22 protein-coding genes and 1 tRNA gene are annotated in these 24,388 nt (G+C 36.9%); 13 read left to right on the forward strand and 10 right to left on the reverse strand.

The window, feature by feature from the left end; genetic code table 11:
* The 3 genes from lysC to ACFSAV_RS08365 form a co-directional block, all read right to left on the reverse strand.
* On the reverse strand, positions 1-1,294 hold a 1,294-nt coding region (gene lysC, locus ACFSAV_RS08355), incomplete at its 3' end, for a lysine-sensitive aspartokinase 3 (RefSeq protein WP_379098421.1).
* A gap of 98 nt (positions 1,295-1,392) precedes the next feature.
* Positions 1,393-2,655, reverse strand: coding sequence for a glutamate-5-semialdehyde dehydrogenase (proA, locus tag ACFSAV_RS08360; RefSeq protein WP_379098424.1), 1,263 nt, complete (start codon positions 2,653-2,655; stop codon positions 1,393-1,395).
* Positions 2,656-2,671: 16 nt separating this feature from the next.
* Entirely contained in the window at positions 2,672-3,352 is a 681-nt protein-coding gene (locus ACFSAV_RS08365; protein WP_379098427.1) for a trimeric intracellular cation channel family protein, read from the reverse strand.
* Positions 3,353-3,487: 135 nt separating this feature from the next.
* On the opposite strand from ACFSAV_RS08365, the gene ACFSAV_RS08370 reads away from it, so the two are divergent.
* Positions 3,488-4,297 carry a hypothetical protein gene (locus ACFSAV_RS08370; RefSeq protein WP_379098430.1) on the forward strand — a complete coding sequence of 270 codons (810 nt, stop codon included), beginning with the start codon at positions 3,488-3,490 and terminating at the stop codon, positions 4,295-4,297.
* A 78-nt stretch (positions 4,298-4,375) separates the two neighbouring features.
* On the opposite strand, the gene dcuC is transcribed toward ACFSAV_RS08370, so the two are convergent.
* The 4 genes from dcuC to fbp all read right to left on the reverse strand — a co-directional run bounded on the left by dcuC (position 4,376) and on the right by fbp (position 8,268).
* Positions 4,376-5,782 carry a C4-dicarboxylate transporter DcuC gene (gene dcuC, locus ACFSAV_RS08375; protein ID WP_379098433.1) on the reverse strand — a complete coding sequence of 469 codons (1,407 nt, stop codon included), beginning with the start codon at positions 5,780-5,782 and terminating at the stop codon, positions 4,376-4,378.
* Between the two features lie 105 nt (positions 5,783-5,887).
* Positions 5,888-6,253: a peptidase dimerization domain-containing protein gene (locus ACFSAV_RS08380; RefSeq protein WP_379098436.1), complete on the reverse strand. Its 366-nt coding sequence runs from the start codon at positions 6,251-6,253 to the stop codon at positions 5,888-5,890.
* 400 nt (positions 6,254-6,653) lie between these two features.
* Positions 6,654-7,148 (reverse strand): hypothetical protein, encoded by a 495-nt coding sequence (locus ACFSAV_RS08385; RefSeq protein ID WP_379098439.1) that lies wholly within the window; start codon positions 7,146-7,148, stop codon positions 6,654-6,656.
* A gap of 118 nt (positions 7,149-7,266) precedes the next feature.
* Positions 7,267-8,268, reverse strand: a complete 1,002-nt coding sequence (gene fbp, locus ACFSAV_RS08390) for a class 1 fructose-bisphosphatase (RefSeq protein WP_379098441.1) — start codon at positions 8,266-8,268, stop codon at positions 7,267-7,269.
* A gap of 144 nt (positions 8,269-8,412) precedes the next feature.
* On the opposite strand from fbp, the gene mpl reads away from it, so the two are divergent.
* The gene (mpl, locus tag ACFSAV_RS08395; protein ID WP_101776137.1) at positions 8,413-9,786 is read left to right on the forward strand and encodes a UDP-N-acetylmuramate:L-alanyl-gamma-D-glutamyl-meso-diaminopimelate ligase; all 1,374 of its coding nucleotides are present in this window, start codon (positions 8,413-8,415) and stop codon (positions 9,784-9,786) included.
* Between the two features lie 198 nt (positions 9,787-9,984).
* Here the strand turns inward: mpl and ACFSAV_RS08400 are convergent.
* Positions 9,985-10,061, reverse strand: a tRNA-Met gene (locus tag ACFSAV_RS08400).
* A 240-nt stretch (positions 10,062-10,301) separates the two neighbouring features.
* Between ACFSAV_RS08400 and mltA the strand changes: the two genes are divergently transcribed.
* The 3 genes from mltA (at position 10,302) to znuA (ending at position 13,392) form a co-directional block, all read left to right on the forward strand.
* Complete coding sequence (gene mltA / locus ACFSAV_RS08405) at positions 10,302-11,402, forward strand: murein transglycosylase A (protein WP_379098444.1); 1,101 nt, start codon at positions 10,302-10,304, stop codon at positions 11,400-11,402.
* The gene (tcdA, locus tag ACFSAV_RS08410) at positions 11,402-12,163 is read left to right on the forward strand and encodes a tRNA cyclic N6-threonylcarbamoyladenosine(37) synthase TcdA (RefSeq protein WP_379098495.1); all 762 of its coding nucleotides are present in this window, start codon (positions 11,402-11,404) and stop codon (positions 12,161-12,163) included. The genes mltA and tcdA overlap by 1 nt, the downstream gene beginning before the upstream one ends.
* A 146-nt stretch (positions 12,164-12,309) precedes the next feature.
* Positions 12,310-13,392: a zinc ABC transporter substrate-binding protein ZnuA gene (gene znuA, locus ACFSAV_RS08415; RefSeq protein ID WP_379098447.1), complete on the forward strand. Its 1,083-nt coding sequence runs from the start codon at positions 12,310-12,312 to the stop codon at positions 13,390-13,392.
* 140 nt (positions 13,393-13,532) lie between these two features.
* On the opposite strand, the gene ACFSAV_RS08420 is transcribed toward znuA, so the two are convergent.
* The gene (locus ACFSAV_RS08420) at positions 13,533-15,353 is read right to left on the reverse strand and encodes an AMP-dependent synthetase/ligase (protein WP_101776141.1); all 1,821 of its coding nucleotides are present in this window, start codon (positions 15,351-15,353) and stop codon (positions 13,533-13,535) included.
* 248 nt (positions 15,354-15,601) lie between these two features.
* Between ACFSAV_RS08420 and ACFSAV_RS08425 the strand changes: the two genes are divergently transcribed.
* Entirely contained in the window at positions 15,602-15,733 is a 132-nt protein-coding gene (locus ACFSAV_RS08425; RefSeq protein ID WP_101776142.1) for an entericidin A/B family lipoprotein, read from the forward strand.
* A 203-nt stretch (positions 15,734-15,936) separates the two neighbouring features.
* On the opposite strand, the gene gap is transcribed toward ACFSAV_RS08425, so the two are convergent.
* A complete protein-coding gene (gene gap, locus ACFSAV_RS08430) occupies positions 15,937-16,941 on the reverse strand; it encodes a type I glyceraldehyde-3-phosphate dehydrogenase (protein WP_101776143.1) in 1,005 nt (334 codons plus the stop codon).
* Between the two features lie 247 nt (positions 16,942-17,188).
* On the opposite strand from gap, the gene msrB reads away from it, so the two are divergent.
* From msrB to murI, 7 genes are all read left to right on the forward strand, one after another.
* The gene (msrB, locus tag ACFSAV_RS08435) at positions 17,189-17,581 is read left to right on the forward strand and encodes a peptide-methionine (R)-S-oxide reductase MsrB (RefSeq protein WP_101776144.1); all 393 of its coding nucleotides are present in this window, start codon (positions 17,189-17,191) and stop codon (positions 17,579-17,581) included.
* A gap of 99 nt (positions 17,582-17,680) precedes the next feature.
* Positions 17,681-18,307, forward strand: coding sequence for a guanylate kinase (gmk, locus tag ACFSAV_RS08440; protein WP_379098452.1), 627 nt, complete (start codon positions 17,681-17,683; stop codon positions 18,305-18,307).
* 62 nt (positions 18,308-18,369) lie between these two features.
* Entirely contained in the window at positions 18,370-18,639 is a 270-nt protein-coding gene (gene rpoZ / locus ACFSAV_RS08445; protein WP_101776146.1) for a DNA-directed RNA polymerase subunit omega, read from the forward strand.
* Between the two features lie 54 nt (positions 18,640-18,693).
* Complete coding sequence (gene spoT, locus ACFSAV_RS08450; RefSeq protein WP_379098456.1) at positions 18,694-20,817, forward strand: bifunctional GTP diphosphokinase/guanosine-3',5'-bis pyrophosphate 3'-pyrophosphohydrolase; 2,124 nt, start codon at positions 18,694-18,696, stop codon at positions 20,815-20,817.
* Positions 20,814-22,895 (forward strand): ATP-dependent DNA helicase RecG, encoded by a 2,082-nt coding sequence (recG, locus tag ACFSAV_RS08455; RefSeq protein WP_379098459.1) that lies wholly within the window; start codon positions 20,814-20,816, stop codon positions 22,893-22,895. Before spoT ends, recG begins: the two co-directional genes overlap by 4 nt.
* Positions 22,888-23,415: a chorismate lyase gene (locus ACFSAV_RS08460; protein WP_379098462.1), complete on the forward strand. Its 528-nt coding sequence runs from the start codon at positions 22,888-22,890 to the stop codon at positions 23,413-23,415. Before recG ends, ACFSAV_RS08460 begins: the two co-directional genes overlap by 8 nt.
* Positions 23,408-24,217 carry a glutamate racemase gene (murI, locus tag ACFSAV_RS08465; protein WP_379098465.1) on the forward strand — a complete coding sequence of 270 codons (810 nt, stop codon included), beginning with the start codon at positions 23,408-23,410 and terminating at the stop codon, positions 24,215-24,217. Before ACFSAV_RS08460 ends, murI begins: the two co-directional genes overlap by 8 nt.
* Positions 24,218-24,388: the final 171 nt, after the last annotated feature.

Consider the following 24,388-nt stretch of genomic DNA (forward strand, 5'->3'; position numbering starts at 1 on the left):
CTAGAATACAGATATTGTTTGTACTTGCCCCATAGCAAATTGAACGAATGTTATAATTTTCCAGCGTATTAAAAATGTTTTTAGCGACACCTGAAGATGTATGTAAGTCATTACCAATGAGTGCCACAAGTGATAAATCACTATCAATTTTTACACTGCAAAGTTTACTTAACTCATCAATTAAATCCGTTGAGAGTAGGCAATTACCTGAAGATGCGGAGCCTGTTTTATCTAAAGTTAAAGCAATACTGACTTCAGAAGTAGTGACAACATCAACAGAGATCTTATATTTCGCTAGGATAGTAAATACTTTTGCTAGGAAGCCCTGAGCATGTAGCATGTTTAAACTAGAAAGTGTTAAGAGCGTTTGATCTCTGCGTAACGCAATGGCACGGAAAGTCGGTCTTGGTTGTGGATCGCGTGTTACCCATGTGCCACCTGCTTCAGGCACTTTACTTGAACCAACATAAACAGGAATATTACTGCGTACCGCGGGTAGTAAAGTAGCAGGATGGAGAACTTTGGCACCAAAGGTTGCCATTTCAGCTGCTTCACAAAAACTCATAGTATCAATGCGTTTTGCATTGGTCACAATACGAGGATCTGTCGTATAAATTCCCGCAACATCAGTCCAAATGAGGACATCTTTGGCTTTGAGTACTTCTGCTAATAATGCTGCAGAGTAGTCGCTGCCTCCACGTCCTAATGTTGTTGTCTTACCTTGCTCATCTCGTCCAATAAAGCCTTGTGTAATAATCAACTCACCCCGATCAATGAGAGGTTTTAGCATTTGATCGCTATTTTTTTGTGTTCTTTCATCATTAGGTCTTGCTTTGCCAAAGTGGCTATCTGTGGCAATAATTGAGCGTACATCGATCCAAGTAGCGGTAGTGTTGAGTTCACGTAAGATTTCGACAAAAATCAAAGAAGACATCATTTCGCCATGACTAATTAATTCATCACTCAGGGCTGGCGAAGTCGCTAAACTCGCAGCTTCAGCAAGAGATTCAATATTAGTTAGTAACTTTTCAATTTGATGACGTACAGTACTATCATCTTTTAATTCACATAGAATGTTTTCTTGAATTTGACGTACTTCACTCATTAATTTAGCACGTTCTGCACTATCACAGCCATTTGCAAGAGCCACAAGTAAGTTAGTGACACCAGCGGAAGCAGATAGTACTACAACGCGAGTATTAGGATCATTAATGATAATTTTCGCACAGGCAGACATGGCAGCATAGTTAGCAACACTTGTACCACCAAATTTTGCGATAGAGAGATGAGACATGATTGGCTCCTTAGAATTATTTATTGTTATGATGTTGTATAAATTAAAAGAAATAACGAGTTAGAAAAAATGCTCAAATAAGTTAAGTTAGCATATGACTAGCGACGCGAAGTATAGTCGCCAACACAAACCCATTTGTAAGTAGTCAGTGCTTCTAATCCCATTGGACCTCGTGCATGCAGTTTCTGTGTACTTACTGCAACTTCTGCACCTAAGCCAAATTGCCCGCCATCAGTAAAACGAGTACTTGCATTGACATACACTGCAGCAGAATCAACTTGTGCAATGAATTGTTGAGCAAGTTGTTGTGAACTAGTTAAAATACCATCAGAATGTTGACTACCATATTCACGGATATGAGCTATTGCTTCGGCTAAATCTTCGACAATGACAACATTTAAATCATAGGAGAGCCATTCTTGACGTAATTGCTGTTGTTGGATAGATTCAACATTTGCCTGTACGGATTGCAAGATTGAAAGTGCGGTTGGATCTGCATGAAATTTTACGTTTTTTGCCGCTAAATGTGCTGCTAATTTAGGCAGAAATTGGGCAGCGATATGGCGTTGTACCAATAAAGTTTCAAGTGTGTTGCAAGTACTCGGGCGTTGTGTTTTAGCATTTTCGATTAAAGGTAGTGCTTTGTCTAAATCTGCGCTTTGTTCAACAAATAAGTGACATACACCAATACCACCAACGATGACCGGAATAGTAGAATGTTGTTTACATAGCTCATGTAAGCTTGCACCTCCACGCGGGATGATCATATCTACATAACGATCCAGTTTTAATAATGCCATGACTAAGGTGCGATCTGGATCTGTAATGGCTTGTACTGCATATTTGGGTAATCCTGCCTGTACTAGCGCGTTTTGTACTACATCAACTAATACTTTATTAGAATGTTGTGTTTCTTTACCTCCGCGTAAAATAACCGCATTGCCTGTTTTTAAGCAGAGTGTTGCAACATCAATAGTCACATTAGGACGTGCTTCATAAATAGTACCTATCACGCCGAGCGGTACACGAACACGTTCAATTTTGATTCCACTATCTAATATACCGCCGTCAATGACTTTGCCAACAGGATCGGCAAGTGATATCACATGGCGTACGTCATTAGCGATAGCACTTAAACGTGATTTTGTGAGTAATAGGCGATCAATAATGGCTTCAGATAAACCATTTTGTTTTGCTGCTTCAATGTCTTTTTGATTAGCGGCGAGGATGTGCTCTGCCTGAGCTTCTAATTGCTCAGCAATGACCGACAACGCTGCATTTTTTTGTTGGTGAGAAAGTTGTGATAGCACAAAAGCGGCTTGTCGGGCCTGTTGTCCCATTTGCTGTAAATTGATTGTCATTGTGTTTATTCCTGAGTTATTTTTTCCATTGTATTTTTTTAGGTAATTTATCATCACTGTGCTTTTTAGCAATCTGCTGTTCTTGGTAATCAAATACAGGCAATCCCCATTCAAAATAGATGGCCAACAAACGTGCAATAAATCCGCTAATCAGAGTAATAATGATGATCAGATTTTGATCAATATTTAAGTGTTGTAAACCAATATAAATGCTGGTAGCAATCAATGCAATACTGGCATATAGCTCTTTTTGGAAGACTAAGGGAATACGATTGCATAACAGATCACGGAGTACACCACCGAAGGCACCAGTAATGATTGCAGCAATGGTCGCAATAGTGAATCCATGTCCCATGTCTAAAGCGATTTGTGCACCAATAATGGAGAAGACAATTAATCCTAACGCATCTAGTACTAAGAAAATCGTGTGGAAATAACGCATGAGTGGGCGAATAAAAGGGACAATAAAGACAGTGAGTACAGCCGCACCTGCTACAATCAGAAAATATTCTGGATTTTTAACCCAGCCTAGAGGGTAATGACCTAATAACACATCGCGTACTGAACCGCCGCCAATTGCTGTCATCGAAGCAATAATAATCACACCAAAAATATCCATTTTCTCGCGTCCAGCAGCTAAAGCACCAGTAATGGCTTCGGCGGTAATACCTATAATGTATAATACGCTTAATAGCATAAATCTTATCCCTAAAAGTGCGGTTCAAAATGGGGTTATTTTAGAGGGGAATTGGATAAAAGAATAGGAAATTTTGACCGTGCTTTCTAATTCTTGCATAATTGGCAAATTCGTTTTATTAAGGCTATGTATTTTATGTCAGAACAAAAAAAATCCCCATTATTGACCGCACTTTTATCTTTATTTCCACTTATATTAATTCTGAGTATTGATCTTTTTGCGATGTTTTTACAATCGCAAGCAAAAGCGATTTCTCACTTTGCATTTGGAGTATTGATGGCACAGTTAATTAGCGTATTAGTGTTCATGAAAGGGCAAATTTGCCCAGGGCAACGCGAACGTTTAAGCCAAGTGAATGGGTATTTTTCCCTTTTTTGGGGATTATGGTTTCTTATCAGTTTCTTTTCTAACTATCATTTTATTCTGACAGACATGATAAGCTTGTGTGGAATAGCTGTTGTTCTAGCAACTTGGCATCAGCCTCAAGATAATCAATTGCGTCGATCAATGCTGATTATTGCAAGTTTGATGGGAGGGTTGGGTTGTCTTTGTTATTTACTGATCTTTACTGAAGTTTCAATGCTTTCTTTTATCCAATATAATCTGTTTGCACAAGGTTTGCTAGGCATTATTTTGGCTAATTTAGCTTTAGTGGTGGCGCGTAATCGCCTACAAGGGTTGATTGCCTTATTCCCATTATTCATGTTAGTGATGTTGTTTTTCAACGCATTAAGCGGATTGGGAGTGTTGATTTATTCATCAAGTACAGTCAGTTTTGCTAATGAATTAGCATGGATATTGTACTTTAGTTTGCATTTGGTTATTGCATTTATCATTGCAGTGCATATTTTTAAGCAATGGAAATTGAGTTATAACACATTAGCGATTTTACTGTTAATGGCTGCATCGTTGCCTTTATGGGCAAGTTTTGCATATATTGATTAACAACTTACAATAAGGGGCTACTGTGTAAAGAAAAACGGACATTTATTAATGTCCGTTTTTTTGAAAATCACGAATTGACTAATAATAAAATATAAAGGTGCCTAAGAAAACAGTAATTAAGGCAAATGTCATAGGAAGCATAGTCCGTTTAATTAAATCGAGTGGAGAGATGTTTGCTATGCTAGAAATAACAATTATTACTGTCGTAATTGGTGACATACTTCTTGCAATACCTGTGACAAGTTGCAATGGTAATATCATTAATACTGGTGATATACCAAACTCTATTGCAGCAATGTTTGGTACTGATTGAAGAAAAGCAAAGAAAGAAACAAGACCAGAACCCATCACGATAGCAGATAATGTGATAATGAAGACCATGATTAAGGTCGTTAAGAAAATACCAAAACCAAATAGTTGTACATTTGAAATAAGTGTATCTTTTACACCAACTGCGATTAATCCTCTCCCAAACATTTCACTTGCTACAATTAAAGTCACTACTGTTGCGAATTGTTTTCCCATACCGTCAAAGAAAACCTTCATTTCAGTAACTACTTGTTTTAAATCTCTTTTTCTGAACAATTCAAATAATATTGCGACAAGTAAGCTGATGATTGTTGCTATCGTAACATTCATTTTAATACCGCTTATCACTAATTTACCAAAAGTTAAAATAAGTATTAATGGTAATAAGGGTAATAAAATATAGAGATTAGAAACTGGTCGTGATTGTTGCACTGATGTATCTACTTTATTATCTAATACTACTTCATCATTCATATTATTGCTGCTCTGTAATGCTTGTTTTTTATCAAACCATTTTTGAACAAAGAAGTGAGAAATTGAAATAACTAACATAGTGATAATGGCGAGTTTTAGTTGATAGCTAACAAAATATTCAGCAATATTAATATCTGCTGCTTTAGCTGCAAGTATGGCATTGCCTGATGCAGGACCTAAATCAAGGCAGGCTGTTGTCGCAATTAACGCTGCCGCACCTTCTCGGCTTACGCCGAGGTTGATGAGAATGGGGAAAATCGTCAACATTAATAATAAACTGAGTCCTGCTGCATTTGGAATAAAGATATTTAGGATTTGACCAATAATATAAGCAAATGCAAGTACTACATAAGGTGCTTTAAGTGCATTTAATGGTTTAGCTGTGATATTGACTAATGCTTCACTAGCACCAATTTTATCCATATAGCGAGCAAAAGCACCCACTGCCATGATCATCAAACCAAAATCTAATGCGCGAGTAGTAAATGAATTTTTGATAATCGCAAAAATGTCCAATGCAATCCAATCTGTGGATTTATGTTCAGGCAGTATTTCACCTAAACCAAATAGCACTGCAAAGCACATTAAAATGATACCACCACATAGCAGCACAAATTGTAGCGCGAATTGTGTTTTATGTTTTTTGACGATGAGATAACCAACAAGGATGGTTATTACTAACCCAAGTAGAAGTCCTAACATATGTATATTCCTTTATTTTGAGTACAATATTCATTTAATTAATTCAACGACCAATTTAATTCTTGGTTCAATTGAGGAAATATTTAAGTATTTATCTAGACTATGTTATTTCCCACCATTTGATTTCACACCATCGATAACAATGGCGCTTAATGCAGCGAAGAAATTACTATCAGAACTACCAACTGTCGATTCCCATTCAGTAGCTTGAATACTTAGTCTCTCTTTTATTTGAGCCACAGCGTGACAGAAAGCTAAACCTGTTTCATTATGACGCCAAAATAGGGGAGTGATATCATCTGACACGCTAATTTTTACGCCCTTTTCAGTGACTGTGTCATGTAAAGTAGAAATGAATTGATTTAAACGTTCGCTTTGTTCAAGCGAAGTAAAGCGGCAATCAATTTGTGTTTTAGTATAAGCAGGTACTGTATTGGGTGTTGTGCTACCTTCTACTGTGCCAATATTCATGGTTGCTCCTTTTTCAGGAGTGGTACTATTGAGTTATTTTGCAATGCGAATAAAAGCATTAATCGTATTTGTACCATTAGAAATATATTTAATAACATAGGCTTTTCTTTCTTACTTATAATACTAATCAGCGCACATTAAAAAAGTAAATAACATAAAATTACTTGATATACTGACATATTAGTTAGCGCGATAGCAATTTAATCTAGGCGAAAATAGTGATGTTTGTAGGAAGGATCACATAAACCTATATGGCAGTATTTCAATCTAAACTCTATCTCGTCAAAGAAGGAAACGAAGAAAAGCATGACTGATTTACAATTGTCATTTTGTTTTGAAGAGAGCTTTTAATCGAATATTTGATTAACAAGTATGAGTTAGATTCTCTTATTGAGATTGGCTACCTTGACACTGTAATTTTACTTCCATCATCAAAAATAATTTCTCTGGCAATAATAATGACTTTAATTGGGTTTTTAGGGTTTAACACTAATGGCCTATTTTTCTTCGGAATATTATTAACGAGCACAGTCTCCGCAATTATTTGTTGAGTATGTGGCGCTAAAGGTGCTTCGAAGACAATCGGGAGATCGTGAGTATAAAGAAAGTTGGAATCCAAAATATAGACACTATTCCACAGAATAGTCTTAATGGATTTATCACTTAAATTTTGTATATGGTAAGTCATTGCCGCGAGATCATTATTTTGAGCATCTTGCGTAATATAACGCTCAGAAGGTGTGATTTTCACTGTACTATTAAATTGTTTTAAAGACAGGATTTCTTCTTGATTATTAGGCAATGTCGTTAACGGTGAAACGCTTCGTTCACAACTCCAGAGTAAAAAAGGTGGCAGAGTGAGGATTCCCACCATCAAGATTTGTTTAAGGTCCACAGCTAACTTTCCTAAATTAAGTAATAAAATTTTTAAGGTTATTTTTTGTGCTGCTTATAATAGGGGAATAGAGGATAGCCCGTCAAATGAATTACGGGCTCTTTTAAATACTTTACATTCAGCTCAATTCTGCCATAAAATCCTGCGCTTTATTTACCATTTCTTTTGAGCCAATAAATAGAGGGACACGTTGATGTAATGCGCTTGGTTGGATATCTAAAATACGCTGGAACCCATCTGTGGCGAGCCCTCCTGCTTGCTCTGCAAGAAATGCCATTGGATTGCCCTCATAGAGTAGACGTAATTTACCATTTGGATAATTTGTAGCACTTGGATAAATATAAATCCCGCCTTTCAACATGTTACGGTGAAAATCAGACACTAGCGAACCAATATAGCGTGAAGTATAAGGACGCTGAGTCTGTTTATCTTCTTCTTGACAATACTTGATATATTTTTTTACACCAGCAGGGAATTTCAGATACTGTCCTTCGTTAATTGAATAAATCTTGCCGTTTGGTGGAATTTGGATATTTTCATGGGAAAGACAGAACACTCCTAAAGAGGGATCATAAGTAAAACCATTTACGCCATTACCTGTGGTGTACACTAACATAGTGGAAGAACCATAAACAATATAGCCAGCGGCAACTTGACGATGTCCAGGTTGCATAAAATCTTCTAAGGTGACAGGTGTACCAATCGGCGAAATGCGACGATAAATCGAGAAAATTGTGCCCACTGCGACGTTGACATCAATATTTGATGATCCATCTAGCGGATCAGTAAGAATCACATATTTGGCATTGCGTCCGCGTTCAGTATCAAAGGCAACGAAGTTTTCTTCTTCCTCTGAAGCAAAGCCGGCGACTTCTTCACGGGCAATTAATGCGTTTTTCATCGTATTGTGAGCAAAAAGATCTAACTTCATTTGCGCTTCACCTTGCACATTTTCGATACCCGAGTTGCCAATAATATTATTAGTCAAACCTGCTTTATTGATATCACGATGAATAACTTTTGCTACTAATCGAATAGATGACAAAATCCCACTAAGCTCTCCTTTTGCTTGAGGATATTCTGCTTGTTTTTCAACAATAAATTGACCCAACGTTTTCATATTTTAATCCTTGTTGTTAATAAATTTTACTCATTTGATGAGTTGATTTATTATAACAACCTTAGGTTTTTCATAAAAAAGTCGAATGTTAACAATGTGATCTTCGACACACTTTTATGATAATTTTTTCATAGAGATAGAAAAATGACAGCAAAACATATTCACATTTTAGGTATTTGTGGCACGTTTATGGGTGGCGTCGCAATCATTGCTAAACAACTTGGTTATAAAGTGACAGGTTCGGATACGAATGTTTACCCGCCGATGAGTACTTTTTTACGGGAAAGTGGGATTGAGATTATTCCTCACTTTGAAGCCTCACAATTACAACCTGCACCAGATATGGTTATTATTGGTAATGCGATGAAACGTGGGAATCCCTGTGTCGAGTATGTATTAGAACATAATTTGCCTTATACATCTGGACCACAGTGGCTGCATGATCATTTATTACGTGAGCGTTGGGTTTTAGCCGTATCAGGCACACATGGTAAAACGACAACTACAGGCATGTTAAGTTGGATTCTTGATAAGTGCGGTTTAAAACCAGGCTTTTTAATTGGCGGAATTTCTGGCAATTTTGGCACTTCTGCACGTTTAGGAGAGAGTCACTATTTTGTGATTGAAGCCGATGAATATGATACAGCTTTCTTTGATAAACGTTCTAAGTTTGTACATTACAACCCGAAAACACTAATTATCAATAATATCGGGTTTGATCATGCAGATATTTTTGATGACTTAAAAGCCATTCAGCGTCAATTCCATCATATGATTCGCACAATTCCTGCTAGTGGTTGTGTACTTTCTGTTGCAGATGAGGTCAGTGTGAAAGCCACATTAGAAATGGGCTGTTGGTCTGAGCAACAATTTTTAGGTGAAGATCAGGCATGGTTTGCACAACGTCTTACGAATGATTGTACACAATTTGCTGTATTTTATCAGGGAGAAAAAGTGGCAGAAGTGCATTGGAATGTGGTTGGTCAGCATAATATGCACAATGCATTGATGGCTATTGCAGCAGCACATCATGCTGGTGTAGCAATTCAAGAGGCTTGTGCAGCCCTTACGACCTTTATTAGCCCAAAACGTCGTTTGGAAATGAAAGGTGAAGTCAATGGGGTGGCTGTATATGATGATTTTGCGCATCATCCTGCAGAAATTTTGGCAACATTGACCGCACTTCGCGATAAAGTCGGTGGGGGAGTACGTATTTTAGCTGTGTTAGAGCCACGCTCTAATACGATGAAGATGGGCGTGCATAAAGATGAGATTGCACCAGCATTAGGCAGAGCTGATAATGTCTTCTTGTTTCAACCTGAGAACATGGGCTGGGATGTTGTTGATATCGCAAATCAATGTGTACAACCTGTTATGTGGAATGTAAACTTAGATAAATTAGTAGAGGCAATTGTTGCAGAAGCAAAACCATCAGATCATATTTTAGTGATGTCTAATGGTAGTTTTGGTGGTATTCATCAAAAATTGTTAGATAAACTTGCGCTAAAAAGTGAATGATTTTTCAGTATGATGTGACACTTGTAGAATAACGCACAAATTCTACTTTAGGTGTTTGATACATATAAGAGTCAATGAGTTCGATATAACATGTTTGAAAGGGCAAATTTCTATTTGTCCTTTTTATTGAACAACGTTTATGTATGATGACTTCATAAAAAAGCCGTTAGTTTCTGAACTAACGGCTTTTATCGAATTTGGTTGCGGGGGCCGGATTTGAACCGACGACCTTCGGGTTATGAGCCCGACGAGCTACCAAGCTGCTCCACCCCGCGTCTGTGAAGGCGTAATATACTTGTTTCAAAATTTATTGCAATAAAAAAATGCGTTAAATCTGAGTGTTTGTTATAAAAATAAACAATATGCTTGTTTTTTATGCTTTATTGCATTGGTAGGGGATAATAGTTGGTGGGGAAAGTGGAAATAATATATGGCTTCGAGGCTATATTTTTGAGTGGATTTCTGATAGCGTATGCGCTTTTAGTTTAGTGATTATTATTTAGGAATAGAAATCCATGATGTTTCAGCGCAAATCTTTAGTAAAAGTGACCGCACTTTTAGGTGCCATCCTGCTTGCGGCTTGTTCTTCCAATCCCAAAGGGACATCAACTGCCATTAATCAAGTTGATCCACAGCAGTTTGGTGCGAAGTATGCCGGACGAGAATATCAGCAGGCTATTCTCAATGCGGTACCAAATGTTGAAAATCAAAGTGCGGTGATTAATCAAGGTGATTTTTTAACGCAAGTGTCCAATGTCAGAAATTATTCCAATAAATTAACTAATCAGTTCGATCACCATTATGTAAAAGTGACTAATTGGGTATTGTCTGGTGGTGATGTTCGTAATTTATCCGATTTTGGGATCCAAACTCACTTAATGAAAGGGTTTGATGGTTACCAGAATGTGTTGATGACTGGCTATTATTCACCTGTTATTCATGCCCGCCGTACACAACAAGGAAAATATAATCAGCCAATTTATGCAATGCCAAAGCAAAAACGTTTTAGTCGTGCTCAAGTGTATGCCGGGGCGTTAGCGAAAAAAGGCTTAGAATTAGCATACAGTGATTCAATGTTAGATAACTTTTTGTTAGGTGTACAAGGAAGTGGATATGTTGATTTTGGTGATGGTAATTTAACTTATTTCGCTTATGCGGGGCAAAATGGTTTTCCTTATACTAGTGTAGGTCGTTTATTAGTTGAAGATGGCGAGATTGAAAAAGAAAAAATGTCTATTCAAGCCATTCGTGATTGGGCAAAAGCAAATCCTTCTCGTTTACAAGCCTTGCTTGAGCGTAATGAGTCTTATGTCTTTTTTAAAAATGATCCTTATGGCAAAGTAAAAGGTGCTGCTGGTGTACCATTAGTACCGATGGCTGCTGTTGCTGCTGATCGTAATGTCATTCCTTTGGGCAGTTTATTGCTAGTAGAAGTGCCACAAATTGATACTCATGGTCGTTGGACTGGTGAGCATAAGTTACATTTAATGGTTGCACTTGATGTGGGCGGCGCGGTAAAAGGTCACCATTTTGATTTGTATCGTGGGATAGGAGATGATGCTGGTCATATTGCAGGCTTATCAAAACATTATGGTCGAGTATGGGTATTACAATAATGGAACGCGTAGATAATTACGAGCAACGTTTTGCTGGAATTGGACGGTTATATGGCACAGATGCATTGACTCGTTTAAGATATTCTCATGTTTGTGTTATCGGTATTGGCGGTGTTGGTTCTTGGTGCGTAGAGGCTTTAGCCCGCTCTGGAATTGGTAAGCTGACATTAATTGATATGGATGATATTTGTGTCACGAATATTAACCGCCAAATTCATGCTTTATCAGGTAATGTAGGTAAACTAAAAACAGAAGTGATGAAGGCGCGTGTGACGTTGATTAACCCAGAATGTGAAGTGGATATTATCGATGACTTTATTTGTGACGAAAATTTAGTGGATTATTTATCTCGCGGCTATGATTACGTGATCGATGCAATTGATAGCGTAAGAACAAAAGCGGCTTTAATCGCTTATTGTAAAAGGCAGAAAATAAAAATGATTACAATTGGTGGGGCGGGAGGACAAACGGATCCAACACAAATTCAAATTGCTGATTTAAGTAAGACTATTCAAGATCCGCTAGCTGCAAAAGTACGCTCTGTGTTGCGTAAAGAATATCATTTTAGCCAAAATCCAAAGCGTAAGTTTGGTATTGATTGTGTTTTTTCTACTCAACCACTCATTTTTCCGCAAGTTGCAGATAGTTGTGATACTTCTGCCACAATGAATTGTGCGAACGGGTTTGGTGCGGCTACCATGATCACAGCAAGCTTTGGTTTTTTTGCTGTTTCTCGTGTCATTGATAAACTATTACGTTAGCTTTATATCTCGTTAAAATAAGCGAATAGCCATTCGCTTTTTTGATAGAAACTTATTTTTCATATAAAAAAAAGATAGCAATTTGTGAGAAAAGAGAGTAGTCTAAGACGACTTTTTGATAACTATTCTTAACTAAGGAATTGTATATGCGCCTTTTACCAAAAAACTTGCAGAAAACCGCGTTAGCTGTTGCATTAGCTTCATTTTCTTGTGTAGTCAGTGCAAATGTTGTCACTTCAATTAAGCCATTAGGTTTTATCGCTTCTTCGATTGCAGATGGTGTAACTGATACAGAAGTGCTGGTACCAACAGGCGCTTCACCACATGACTATAGCTTAAAACCTTCAGATATTCAGAAGTTACAATCTGCAGAGTTAATTGTTTGGATTGGTGAAGATATTGATGCTTTCCTTGATAAAACTTTGCGTCCAATGCCGTTCAAAAAAGTACTTAGTATCGCTGATTTTGCTGAAATTGGTCCTTTTTTAGAAGGTGAGGCACATGATCACGATCACAAACATGACCACGATCACAAACATGACCACGATCACAAACATGACCACGATCACAAACATGACCACGATCACAAACACGCCCATGATCATAAACACGCCCATGAACATAAACATGACCATGAACATAAACATGACCATGAACATAAGCATGACCACAAGCACAATCATGACCACGCTCATGCACATGATCATGACCATAGCACTAATTGGCATCTATGGTATTCACCAGAGATAAGTAAAATTGTTGCTTCTCGCTTAGCGACGCGTTTAACAGAGCTTTATCCAGAGAAAAAAGATAAAATTGTGCAAAATTTAGCAGAATTTAACCGCATTTTAGCCGCTCAAAATGAAAAAATTAAGCAACAGCTTGCACCTGTAAAAAATAAAGGATTTTATGTTTTCCATGATGCTTATAGTTATTTCAACAATACTTATGGGTTGAAGCAAACTGGTTATTTCACAATTAATCCATTAGTGGCGCCAGGGGCGAAAACACTAGCTAAGATTAAAGCAGAAATTAAAGAGCATAAGGTGAATTGCTTATTTGCAGAGCCTCAATTTACACCGAAAGTGATTGAAGGTTTGAGTAAAGGAACGGGGGTACATGTTGGACGTTTAGATCCAATGGGTGATGCGGTAAGTTTAGGGATGAATTCTTATGCCAATTTCTTACAATATACTGCTGACAGTTATTTTTCTTGTTTGAGTAAGTAAAGTGCGGTCGATTTTTCAAGAATTTCATCAGGATCTTTGTTGATATTAATTTATTTAGTCAAGATCACCTTTTTACATATTTGTGATAGATAAGAAAGTGAGGGCTTCAATATCTGATTGAAGCCCTTTGTTTAGCTAATTTAATCTTTTTTATGTGTATATTCTTTGTACATTGCTTCAATTTGAGTCTTGTAACGTTCTACAATGACTTTACGACGCAGTTTAAGTGTAGGAGTAATTTCTTCCATCTTTGTTGTAAATGCTTGTGGTAATAAAGTGAATTTTTTAATTTGTTCAAAGCTTGGTAATTCTTTTTGTAATTCATTAATTCGTTGTTCAAACATTTGAATAATTTCAGAATGTTTGATCAATTCCATACGATCATGATATTTGATATTAAGCTGTTTTGCGTATTCTTCAAGACTAGTAAAACAAGGTACAATTAAAGCAGAAACATATTTTTTGGCATCTGCAATCACAGCAATTTGTTCAATGAACTTATCTTTACCAACTTTAGTTTCAATATATTGCGGTGCAATATATTTACCATTCGACGTTTTCATCAGCTCTTTAATACGATCAGTGATATACAAATTGCCATGTTCATCAATTTCACCCGCATCACCTGTTTTTAAGAAACCATCTTCAGTAAAACTTTCAGCTGTTTCCTGTGGCTTTTTATAATAACCACGCATAACCATACCACCGCGTACTAAAATTTCGTTATCCTCGCCAATTTTTACTTCTGCACCAGACATTAATGTACCAATAGAATTAGGCTCAAAATGATCATCTTCCCAGCAAGAAACTGTCGCTGTCGTTTCTGTCATTCCATAGCCTAATTTAATGTTAATACCTATGCTGTGGAAAAATAAACCAATAGTAGGCTCTAATTTAGCACCACCACATGGCATCATGCGAATACGACCGCCCAATAATTGACGTAATTTAGAAAGTACAAGCTTGTCAGCCAGTGCATATTGTTTACGCAATAAAAAAGGAATTGGTTTTTTCTGCATGGCCAATTGAAAGCGCTTTTGTCCAATAAAAATTGCCCAATTGAAAATTGCACGACGCAAAAAAGGAGCTTTTTGTACTTTATCCCAAACAGCAGTATAAATTTTTTCATAAAAACGTGGTACAGCACACATTAATGTTGGGCGAATTTCAGTTAATGCTTCGCGTACCTGATTAGTATCTTCCAGATAACAATTGACTGCACCACGATGTAGTACATAAGCAACCCAAGCGCGTTCAAAAATATGTGAGAAAGGTAAAAATGACAGTGATACATCATATTGGCTAACATTAAAAGTGGCGAAGGCAGTATCATGGGCTTGTAGTTGATGGGCAAGATTTGCATAATCAAGCATAACACCTTTAGGTTCGCCAGTTGTGCCTGACGTATAAATTAGAGTAAACAAGTCATCTAATTTTTTATGTTCAAGGCGTTCTTGTAATAAGGATTGTTGTACGTTATTACCTTCAGCAATAAATGTTGGCCAGTGGCAGGCTTTAACATTATTTTGCAAATCAATATTTTCTTTCATTGCAACAATTTTTTGCAGCTGAGGACAATTTTCTAATATCTCTAGCGTACAATTGTACTCTTCTTGATCACCAACAAAGAGAATTTTTACATCAGCATTATTAAGGATATATTCTACTTGTTTTGCTGCACTCGTCGCATAAATAGGAACTACTACGGCGCGTGTTTGCATAGTGCCAATATCAGTAATCGTCCAACGAGGCATGTTATGAGCAAAGATAGCCACTTTATCTTGTACATTAATATTATTCGCCAATAATGCATAGGAGAGTGCATCAATATGTTGTTGGAATTGCTGCCAGCTTATATCTTGCCAGCCTGCATGATCACGATAACGTAGTGCCGGTTCATTTGATAAATGTATTGCTTGTTCACGGATGCGGTTTACAAAATGTAAGTTCAATTTATCCATAGTATCCTTGATTCATTATAATGATAATTAACTGTATTAGCTTACACTTGTTCGCCTAAATAGACTAGTTATTTTTATTGAAATTGTGATGAAATTTACGTAAGTTTAACGATGATATTGATATCATAATCCTGTGATAAGCGATCATTTTGTGATTAATGTTTTGTATTTTATCAAAGATCATATAGGATGGGATTGAGTCAATTATTTTAGACTCATTCTGTTCATTGAAAATACAGGAGCTAGGGATGAAAAAATTAGTCGCTATTTTCTTATCAATTATATTTGCGTGTACTCTAACGGCTTGTGAAACCACTAAAGGTGTTGGTAAAGATATTCAGAAAGCTGGTGCTAAATTAGAGCAAGCAGCGAGTAAGTAGTTTACTTTGCAACAGCATAATCTAATTATTATCCAAAAAGAGGTAGTATTTGCTAAGTGAGTAATATGTGATTATGCAAAGATTAATTGTAAGCTGAATTTTCAATTGGGAATTCAGCTTTTTATTGCTTTCTCATAATTAAATATAGATAAAAAAATAGCCTCTTGCAGAGCAAGAGGCTATATGAAAGTAAATAAAGGTAATTAACCTTTGTAGTTATAAACGTGAGCTACTAAATCTAATACTTTGTTTGAGTAGCCAGTTTCATTGTCATACCAAGAAACTAATTTCACGAAAGTATCTGTTAATGCGATACCTGCTGCTGCATCAAATACAGAAGTTAATGCGCAACCATTGAAGTCAGTAGAAACAACAGCATCTTCAGTGTAACCTAATACACCTTTCATTTCATTTTCAGAAGCACGTTTAATTTCTGCACAGATTTCAGCGTAAGTTGCTGGTTTTTCTAAGTTAACAGTTAAGTCTACAACAGATACGTTTGGCGTTGGAACACGGAATGCCATACCTGTTAATTTACCGTTTAACGCTGGGATGACTTTACCTACTGCTTTAGCTGCACCAGTTGATGATGGGATGATATTTTGTGCTGCACCGCGACCACCACGCCAGTCTTTTGCAGATGGACCATCGACAGTTTTTTGTGTTGCAGTTGTCGCGTGAACAGTCGTCATTAAACCATCTTTGATACCGAATTTGTCGTTGATGACTTTAGCAAGTGGTGCTAAACAGTTTGTTGTACAAGATGCGTTAGAAACGATATCTTGACCCGCATATGTATCAAAGTTAACGCCGCTTACAAACATTGGTGTAGCATCTTTAGATGGACCAGTTAAAACAACTTTTTTCGCGCCTGCAGTAATATGTTTACGTGCAGTTGCATCATCTAAGAATAAACCAGTTGCTTCAACCGCGATATCAACACCAATTGCACCCCAGTTTAAGTTTGCTGGATCACGCTCAGCAGTGACACGGATGGTCTTACCGTTAACCACTAAGTTGCCATCTTTAACTTCAACAGTACCATCGAAACGACCGTGTGTTGAGTCGTATTTCAACATATAAGCCATATATTCAACATCGATTAAGTCGTTGATACCTACAACTTCGATGTCATCACGATGTTGTGCTGCACGGAATACGATACGACCGATACGGCCAAAGCCATTGATACCAATTTTAATTGCCATAAGATTTTCACCTATATTTAAAGTTAAACAAAACTGTTACATAGAACAAAAATGGAGTGATTCCCTTTTGTTTTTTGTCGCGGGAGATTATAGCACGGTTTTTTTTTAGTTGTGAAACCAGACTACAGGGAAAACAATAACAGATAAACTTTTTGTGATCTATGTCAAAATAATAAAAAATGTGACTTGTGAAAAATTACTCGATTTTTTAAAACAGATCATAAGATAATTTTTATTAGGAAAGAAAATGAAAAAAAGAGAAGAAATGACAGATATCCAAGTACATGTCTGTTTAAACCAAGGTACTGAACATCCTTTTACTGGTAAATTATTAAATCAACAGAAAAAAGGCTTGTATCGCTGTGTAGTCTGCCATTCACCATTGTTTATTTCAGATACAAAATTTGATGCAGGTTGTGGCTGGCCTAGCTTTTTTGAAGCAATATCCCCTGACGCAATTCGTTATTTAGATGATTACAAATTATCACGTCCACGTGTGGAAATTCGCTGTGGAAAATGTGATTCACACCTAGGTCACGTATTTGAAGATGGACCCGCTCCAACAGGTTTACGTTATTGCGTGAATTCAGTTTCTATGGCATTTGAAGATTTAATAACAGGTGAAATCATAGAGGGATAAAATTTTCTGAAAAATGACCGCGCTTTGCTATTTTTAGCTGATTTTACATAGATTTCTCGGCATAATAGATAACATCATTTCATTTAAAAGGGACGGGTTATGGCACAAGGTAATTTATATATTCTTTCGGCACCAAGTGGCGCGGGAAAATCTTCATTAATTTCAGCGTTATTACAACAACAGCAAAATAATAAAATGATGGTGTCAATTTCTCATACAACTAGACAACCTCGTCCAGGTGAGAGTCATGGAGTACATTATTATTTTGTATCTGTAGAAGAGTTTGAGTCATTAATCAAACAAGATTTGTTTCTTGAGTACGCAAACGTATTTGGTGGCAATTACTATGGAACGTCTTTACCCGCTATTGAAGAAAATCTTGCGCAAGGTATTGACGTTTTTTTAGATATTGATTGGCAAGGTGCACAGCAAATTTGCCAGAAAGTGCCTAGTGTAAAAAGCATCTTTATTCTACCGCCTTCCTTAACAGAATTAGAACAGCGGCTGATTGGGCGTGGTCAAGATAGTCAAGAAGTCATAGCAACAAGGATGTCAAAAGCAATTGAGGAAATTTCCCACTATAACGAGTATGATTATGTGATCGTTAATGATGTGTTTGAGCAAGCGTTAGCTGACTTACAGGCGATTTTGCGAGCAGAGCGTTTAACGCTATCTTATCAAGAAAAACAAAATCAGCAGTTAATCGAACAATTACTAGCAAAATAAGCTTCATTTTAGTATTATATTAGCCCTTTTTTAAAATTTTTGAATAAGAGATGGAGTAATATATGGCTCGTGTTACAGTGCAAGATGCGGTAGAAAAAATTGGCAACCGTTTTGATTTAATTTTAACCGCAGCTCGTCGTGCAAGACAATTACAGTTACATTTACGCGAACCTTTAGTACCTGAAGATAATGATAAACCAACTGTGATTGCGTTACGCGAGATTGAAAAAGGTTTAATCAATAATGAAATTATGAACGCACAGGAGCGTTATGATGCGTTAGAGAGAGAAAATACGGAATTACATGCAGTATCTTTATTATCTAGTCAATAAAAGTGCGGTCGTTTTTTATAAAGTTTTATCAACTAGCTTTAAGTCAGGTGTCCCTTGTATCTTTTTGAAAGTTTAAATCGCATCATTGAAGCGTATTTACCCCCAGAACAGATCGAATTAGTTAAGCGTGCTTATGTGATTGCGCGTGATGCACATGAGGGACAGTCTCGTTCAAGTGGCGAGCCTTATATCACTCACCCAGTAGCCGTCGCATCTATTATTGCGGAAATGCGTTTAGATCATGAAGCAGTTATGGCGGCATTATTGCATGATGTGATAGAAGATACGCCATATACGGAAGAACAATTAGAGGCGGAATTTGGTGCAAGTGTCGCGGAAATTGTCGAGGGTGTATCCAAGCTCGATAAGTTAAAATTCCGTACACGTAAAGAGGCTGCTGCCGAAAACTTTCGTAAAATGATTCTTGCTATGACACGTGATATTCGTGTCGTCTTAATTAAATTAGCTGACCGTACACATAATATGCGCACGTTGGGTTCGTTGCGACCAGATAAACGTCGTCGTATTGCGAAAGAAACGCTTGAAATTTATAGTCCATTAGCTCACCGTTTAGGAATTGAGCATATCAAAAATGAACTTGAAGATCTTGGGTTTGAAGCTATGTATCCTCAGCGTTATGCAGTATTGCAAAAAGTCATTCAAGTTGCGCGTGGGAATCGTAAAGATATGATTCAACGTATTACTAATGAAATTAAAGGGCGCTTAGAAGACGTTGGTATTGATGCTCGTGTTTTTGGACGCGAAAAACACTTATATGCAATTTACCAAAAAATGAAACTTAAAGATCAGCAATTTCATTCCATTATGGATATTTATGCATTTCGTACTGTAGTGAAAGATGTTGATACTTGTTATCGTGTATTAGGGCAAATGCATGGTTTGTATAAGCCTCGCCCAGGCAGAGTGAAAGATTATATTGCTGTACCTAAAGCTAATGGTTACCAATCTTTACATACGTCAATGATCGGGCCACATGGTGTCCCTGTAGAAGTTCAGATTCGTACTGAAGAAATGGACCAAATGGCAGAAATGGGGGTGGCAGCTCATTGGGCATATAAAGAAGGCGGCAAAAACGATAGTACAACAGTACAAATTCGTGCTCAGCGTTGGCTGCAAAGTTTAATTGAATTACAACAAAGTGTTGGTAATTCTTTTGAGTTTATTGAAAGTGTGAAGTCTGAGTTTTTCCCGAAAGAAATTTATGTGTTCACACCAAAAGGGCGCATTGTAGAATTGCCTGTTGGTGCAACACCAGTTGATTTTGCTTATGCGGTACATACTGATATTGGTCATAGCTGTATTGCTGCAAATGTCGATCGTAAATCCTATCCTTTATCACAAGCGCTTACTTCAGGACAAACGGTTGATATCATTACACTACCAAATTCCCAACCAAGTGCAGGATGGCTCAACTTTGTCGTCACGGCCAAAGCGCGAACTAACATTCGTCATTTCCTCAAACAATTGCGAGGTGGCGAGGCTGTTGCGTTAGGTAAACGTCAACTAATTCGTGCCCTGGCGCCAACTAAATTAGACGAATTAGATAAGACACGAGTACAAAATTTATTGCATGAATTAAAGTTAGAAAATTTTGATGATTTGCTGATGGAAATTGGTCTTGGTAATCAAATGAGTGCTGTTGTTGCTTATCGTTTACTGGGGGAAGCAATTGAAATTGATACTGATGGTGACTTAACTCATAGTAAAGATCATTTTGAGATTAAAAATGCTGGTGGGCTATTGACGACATTTGCACAATGTTGCCATCCAATTCCTGGTGATCCAATTGTCGCTTATACTAGTTCTGGTAAAGGTTTAGTGATTCATCACGAATCTTGTGCAAACTTAAGGCATCGTAAAGAAAATCCAGAGCATTATATGTCTGTTGAATGGGAACAAAGTGATAATGCAATTGATTTTGAAGCTGAATTACGGATTGAATTGATTAATCAACAAGGTGCTTTACCAAATTTAACTAATACTATTTCCTCTCTAGATAGTAATATTCAAAGTATTTGGACAGAGGAACAAGAAGGTCGCTTGTATCAAATCATTGTACTATTGACAGTGAAAGATACGAAACATTTGGCTAATATTATTCGTAAAATCAAAGCAATACCAGGTTTTGTTAATATTGAACGCAATATCAATAAATGACAACTCAACTCCTTAATGCTGTACCATTAACCGCGCTTTCTGGTGTTGGTGCTGCTATTTCTGAAAAACTAAGTAAGATTGGTATTAACAATCTTCAAGATCTGCTTTTTCATTTGCCTATTCGCTATGAAGATCGTACAAGAATCACTCCGATTATTGATCTTCGAGTAGATAGTTATGCGACTATAGAAGGAATTGTTCAAACTTGCGAAGTGCAATTTGGTAAGCGTCCGATCCTTACTGTTTCACTTTCAGATGGTTCGTCTAAGCTTATGCTGCGTTTTTTTAATTTTAATGCGGGTATGAAAAATAGCTTACAACCTGGCAGTCGAATCAAGGCTTTTGGTGAGATAAAACGTGGGCGTTTTATGGCAGAAATGCATCATCCAGAGTATCAAATTATTCGTGATAATGCGCCACTCATTTTAGAAGAAAATCTCACTCCAATTTATTCCACTACAGAAGGATTAAAACAAAATTCATTACGAAAGTTAACAGATCAAGCTTTAGCCTTACTTGAGAAAATCCAAGTCGCGGAAATTTTACCTAATGAATTTAATCCACACCCTTTTAGCTTGAAAGAAGCGATTCATTTTCTGCATCGACCGCCACCAGATATTTCACTTGAAGCCTTAGAAAAAGGAACACATCCAGCACAGCAACGCCTGATTTTTGAAGAATTGTTAGCACATAATCTAGCAATGCAGAAAGTGCGGTTAGGAACGCAACAATTTTCAGCTTGTGTGTTGCGCTACCAGACAGATTTAAAACAACGTTTTTTAGCACAATTGCCTTTTCAGCCAACCAACGCGCAAATTCGAGTGACACAAGATATTGAGCGAGATTTAGCAAATAATTACCCAATGATGCGTTTAGTGCAAGGGGATGTTGGTTCCGGTAAAACCCTCGTGGCTGCTTTAGCGGCATTACTGGCTATTGATAATAGTAAACAAGTAGCATTAATGGCACCTACTGAAATTTTAGCAGAACAGCATGCAACTAATTTCAAGCGTTGGTTTGAACCGCTTGGAATTAAAGTTGGGTGGTTAGCAGGGAAAGTTAAAGGAAAAGCTCGTCAAGTTGAATTAGAAAGCATTCAAACTAACAAGGTTCAGATGGTAGTCGGTACACATGCTCTTTTCCAAGAAGAAGTAGAGTTTGCAGATTTAGCATTAGTCATTGTTGATGAACAGCATCGTTTTGGTGTTCATCAACGTTTAATGTTGCGTGAAAAAGGGAAGAAAGCAGATATATATCCCCATCAATTAATTATGACGGCAACACCGATCCCTCGAACATTGGCGATGACAGTTTATGCAGATTTAGATACTTCAATCATTGATGAGCTACCACCAGGTCGTACACCCATTACTACAGTAGCAATTTCTGAAGATCGGCGCAATGAAGTAATAGCACGAGTAAACCATGCTTGTGTTAATGAAAAGCGCCAAGCTTATTGGGTTTGCACTTTAATTGATGAATCTGAAATGCTTGAAGCGCAGGCAGCAGAAGCGACAGCAGAAGATTTGAGAAAAATCTTACCGCACTTACGTATAGGGTTAGTGCATGGACGAATGAAACCGACTGAAAAACAAGAAATCATGACGGCATTTAAAAATGCAGAAATTGATTTATTAGTTGCTACAACTGTAATTGAGGTTGGTGTAGATGTATCTAATGCAAGTTTGATGATTATTGAAAATGCAGAACGTTTAGGATTATCTCAGCTACATCAATTGCGAGGACGTGTTGGACGCGGGAGTACAGCCTCTTTTTGTGTATTGATGTATAAATCACCATTAGGCAAAATTTCACAAAAACGTTTGCAAGTCTTACGTGATACACAAGATGGGTTTATTATTTCTGAAAAAGATTTGGAAATTCGAGGACCAGGAGAAGTATTAGGTACAAAGCAAACGGGTATTGCTGAATTTAAAGTAGCAAATTTAATGCGAGATCGTAAAATGATCCCAACAGTACAATATTATGCGCGCCGCTTGATTGTTGAGCAGCCTGAAGTGGCGGAGAGTTTAATCAAACGTTGGCTCAACAATAAAGAGATTTATTCAAATGCATAATTATTCTAAGGACTTGCAAGAGGCAAATTGGTTGTTTTCTGATAATATTAAGATGCAACAACTTTCCCAAAATGAACAAAAGTGGCTCCTTTTATCTTCTTCTTTAACTAAGCAATTGAGAGTACATTTTGGTCCTGTAGAAGTGAGGGTTTTATCAGAATGTTGGTTAACCAATTTAGCTGAAAGTGAAAAGTGTTTATTTTGGGGATATGAGCGCTTCTGGTGTAGAGAAGTATTGTTGCATATACAAAATAAACCGCTTATTTTTGCGAGAACACTTATGCCTGAAGGTTTTCTATTGCAGCATTTAGAGTTACAACGATTAGGTAATAGAGCACTTGGTGAATGGTTATTTAGTCAACAGAATCGCGTTAGAAAAATATTGCAGTGGGCAAAAATAGATGGGTTGCAACATGATACTTATGCAAGGCGTGCATTAGTTGAAGTTAATACTTATCCAATGATGGTGGCAGAATTGTTTCTTGAGCCACAAATTTTTACTGAGGAAGTACATGGATAAACAAACTCAACCAACAATTCTTTTTTTTGATTCTGGTGTTGGTGGATTTAGTGTTTATAAAGAAACAAAGCAACTTTTACCAAATTGTCATTATCTTTATTGCTTTGATAATGCATATTTTCCTTATTCTGAAAAAACTGAAGAACAAATTGTTCGGCGAACATTATCAATTTGCCATAAAATTGATCAGGACTTTCCACTTGATCTTATTGTGATTGCGTGTAATACCGCAAGCACAGTTGTTTTACCTGTACTGCGCGAACATTTTTCTATTCCAATTGTTGGTACTGTACCAGCGATTAAGCCTGCTGCTGAAATTTCTGAAACAAAACATATCGGTTTGCTTGCAACAAAAGGTACTGTAAAAAGAACTTATGTGTATGATTTAATTAAAAATCATGCCAGCCATTGTATGGTAGAAAAGATTGGTAGTACTAAATTAGTCGAAATTGCAGAACAAAAATTGCATGGAAAATATGTGGATTTTATTGCTTTGAAACAAGAGTTGTCAGCTTGGCAAGCGATTATGGATTTAGATACAGTTGTACTTGGTTGCACGCATTTTCCGTTAATCAAAGAAGAAATTGCTCAATGCTTACCACAAGTAAAATATTTTATGGATTCAGGCAAAGCAATTGCATTACGTGTGAAAAGTTTATTATCTAACGTAAAAGTGCGATCAGAAATACTAGAAAAAAATTTCATTTTTTGTACTCAATTGTTTAACTATGAAACTCAATTCCAACATATTATTCATCTTTGGGGTTTTGAAGCTTTGCATTTATTAGCTATAGATGAATAAAAATCGACATAATTATTGAATATTTAAAGTCGAAAGTTTAAAAAATAATCTTTTAATAAAAAAAGTGAAAAAAAAGCAAAAAATAGGTTGCATGAGATTAATTTTTGCCTATAATACGCCGCACACAACGACGCGCCGTTGTAGGTATAAAGATTATTACAACTTGCGTCG

The organism is Pasteurella oralis (assembly GCF_042681465.1).
Lineage (GTDB): Bacteria > Pseudomonadota > Gammaproteobacteria > Enterobacterales > Pasteurellaceae > Pasteurella > Pasteurella oralis.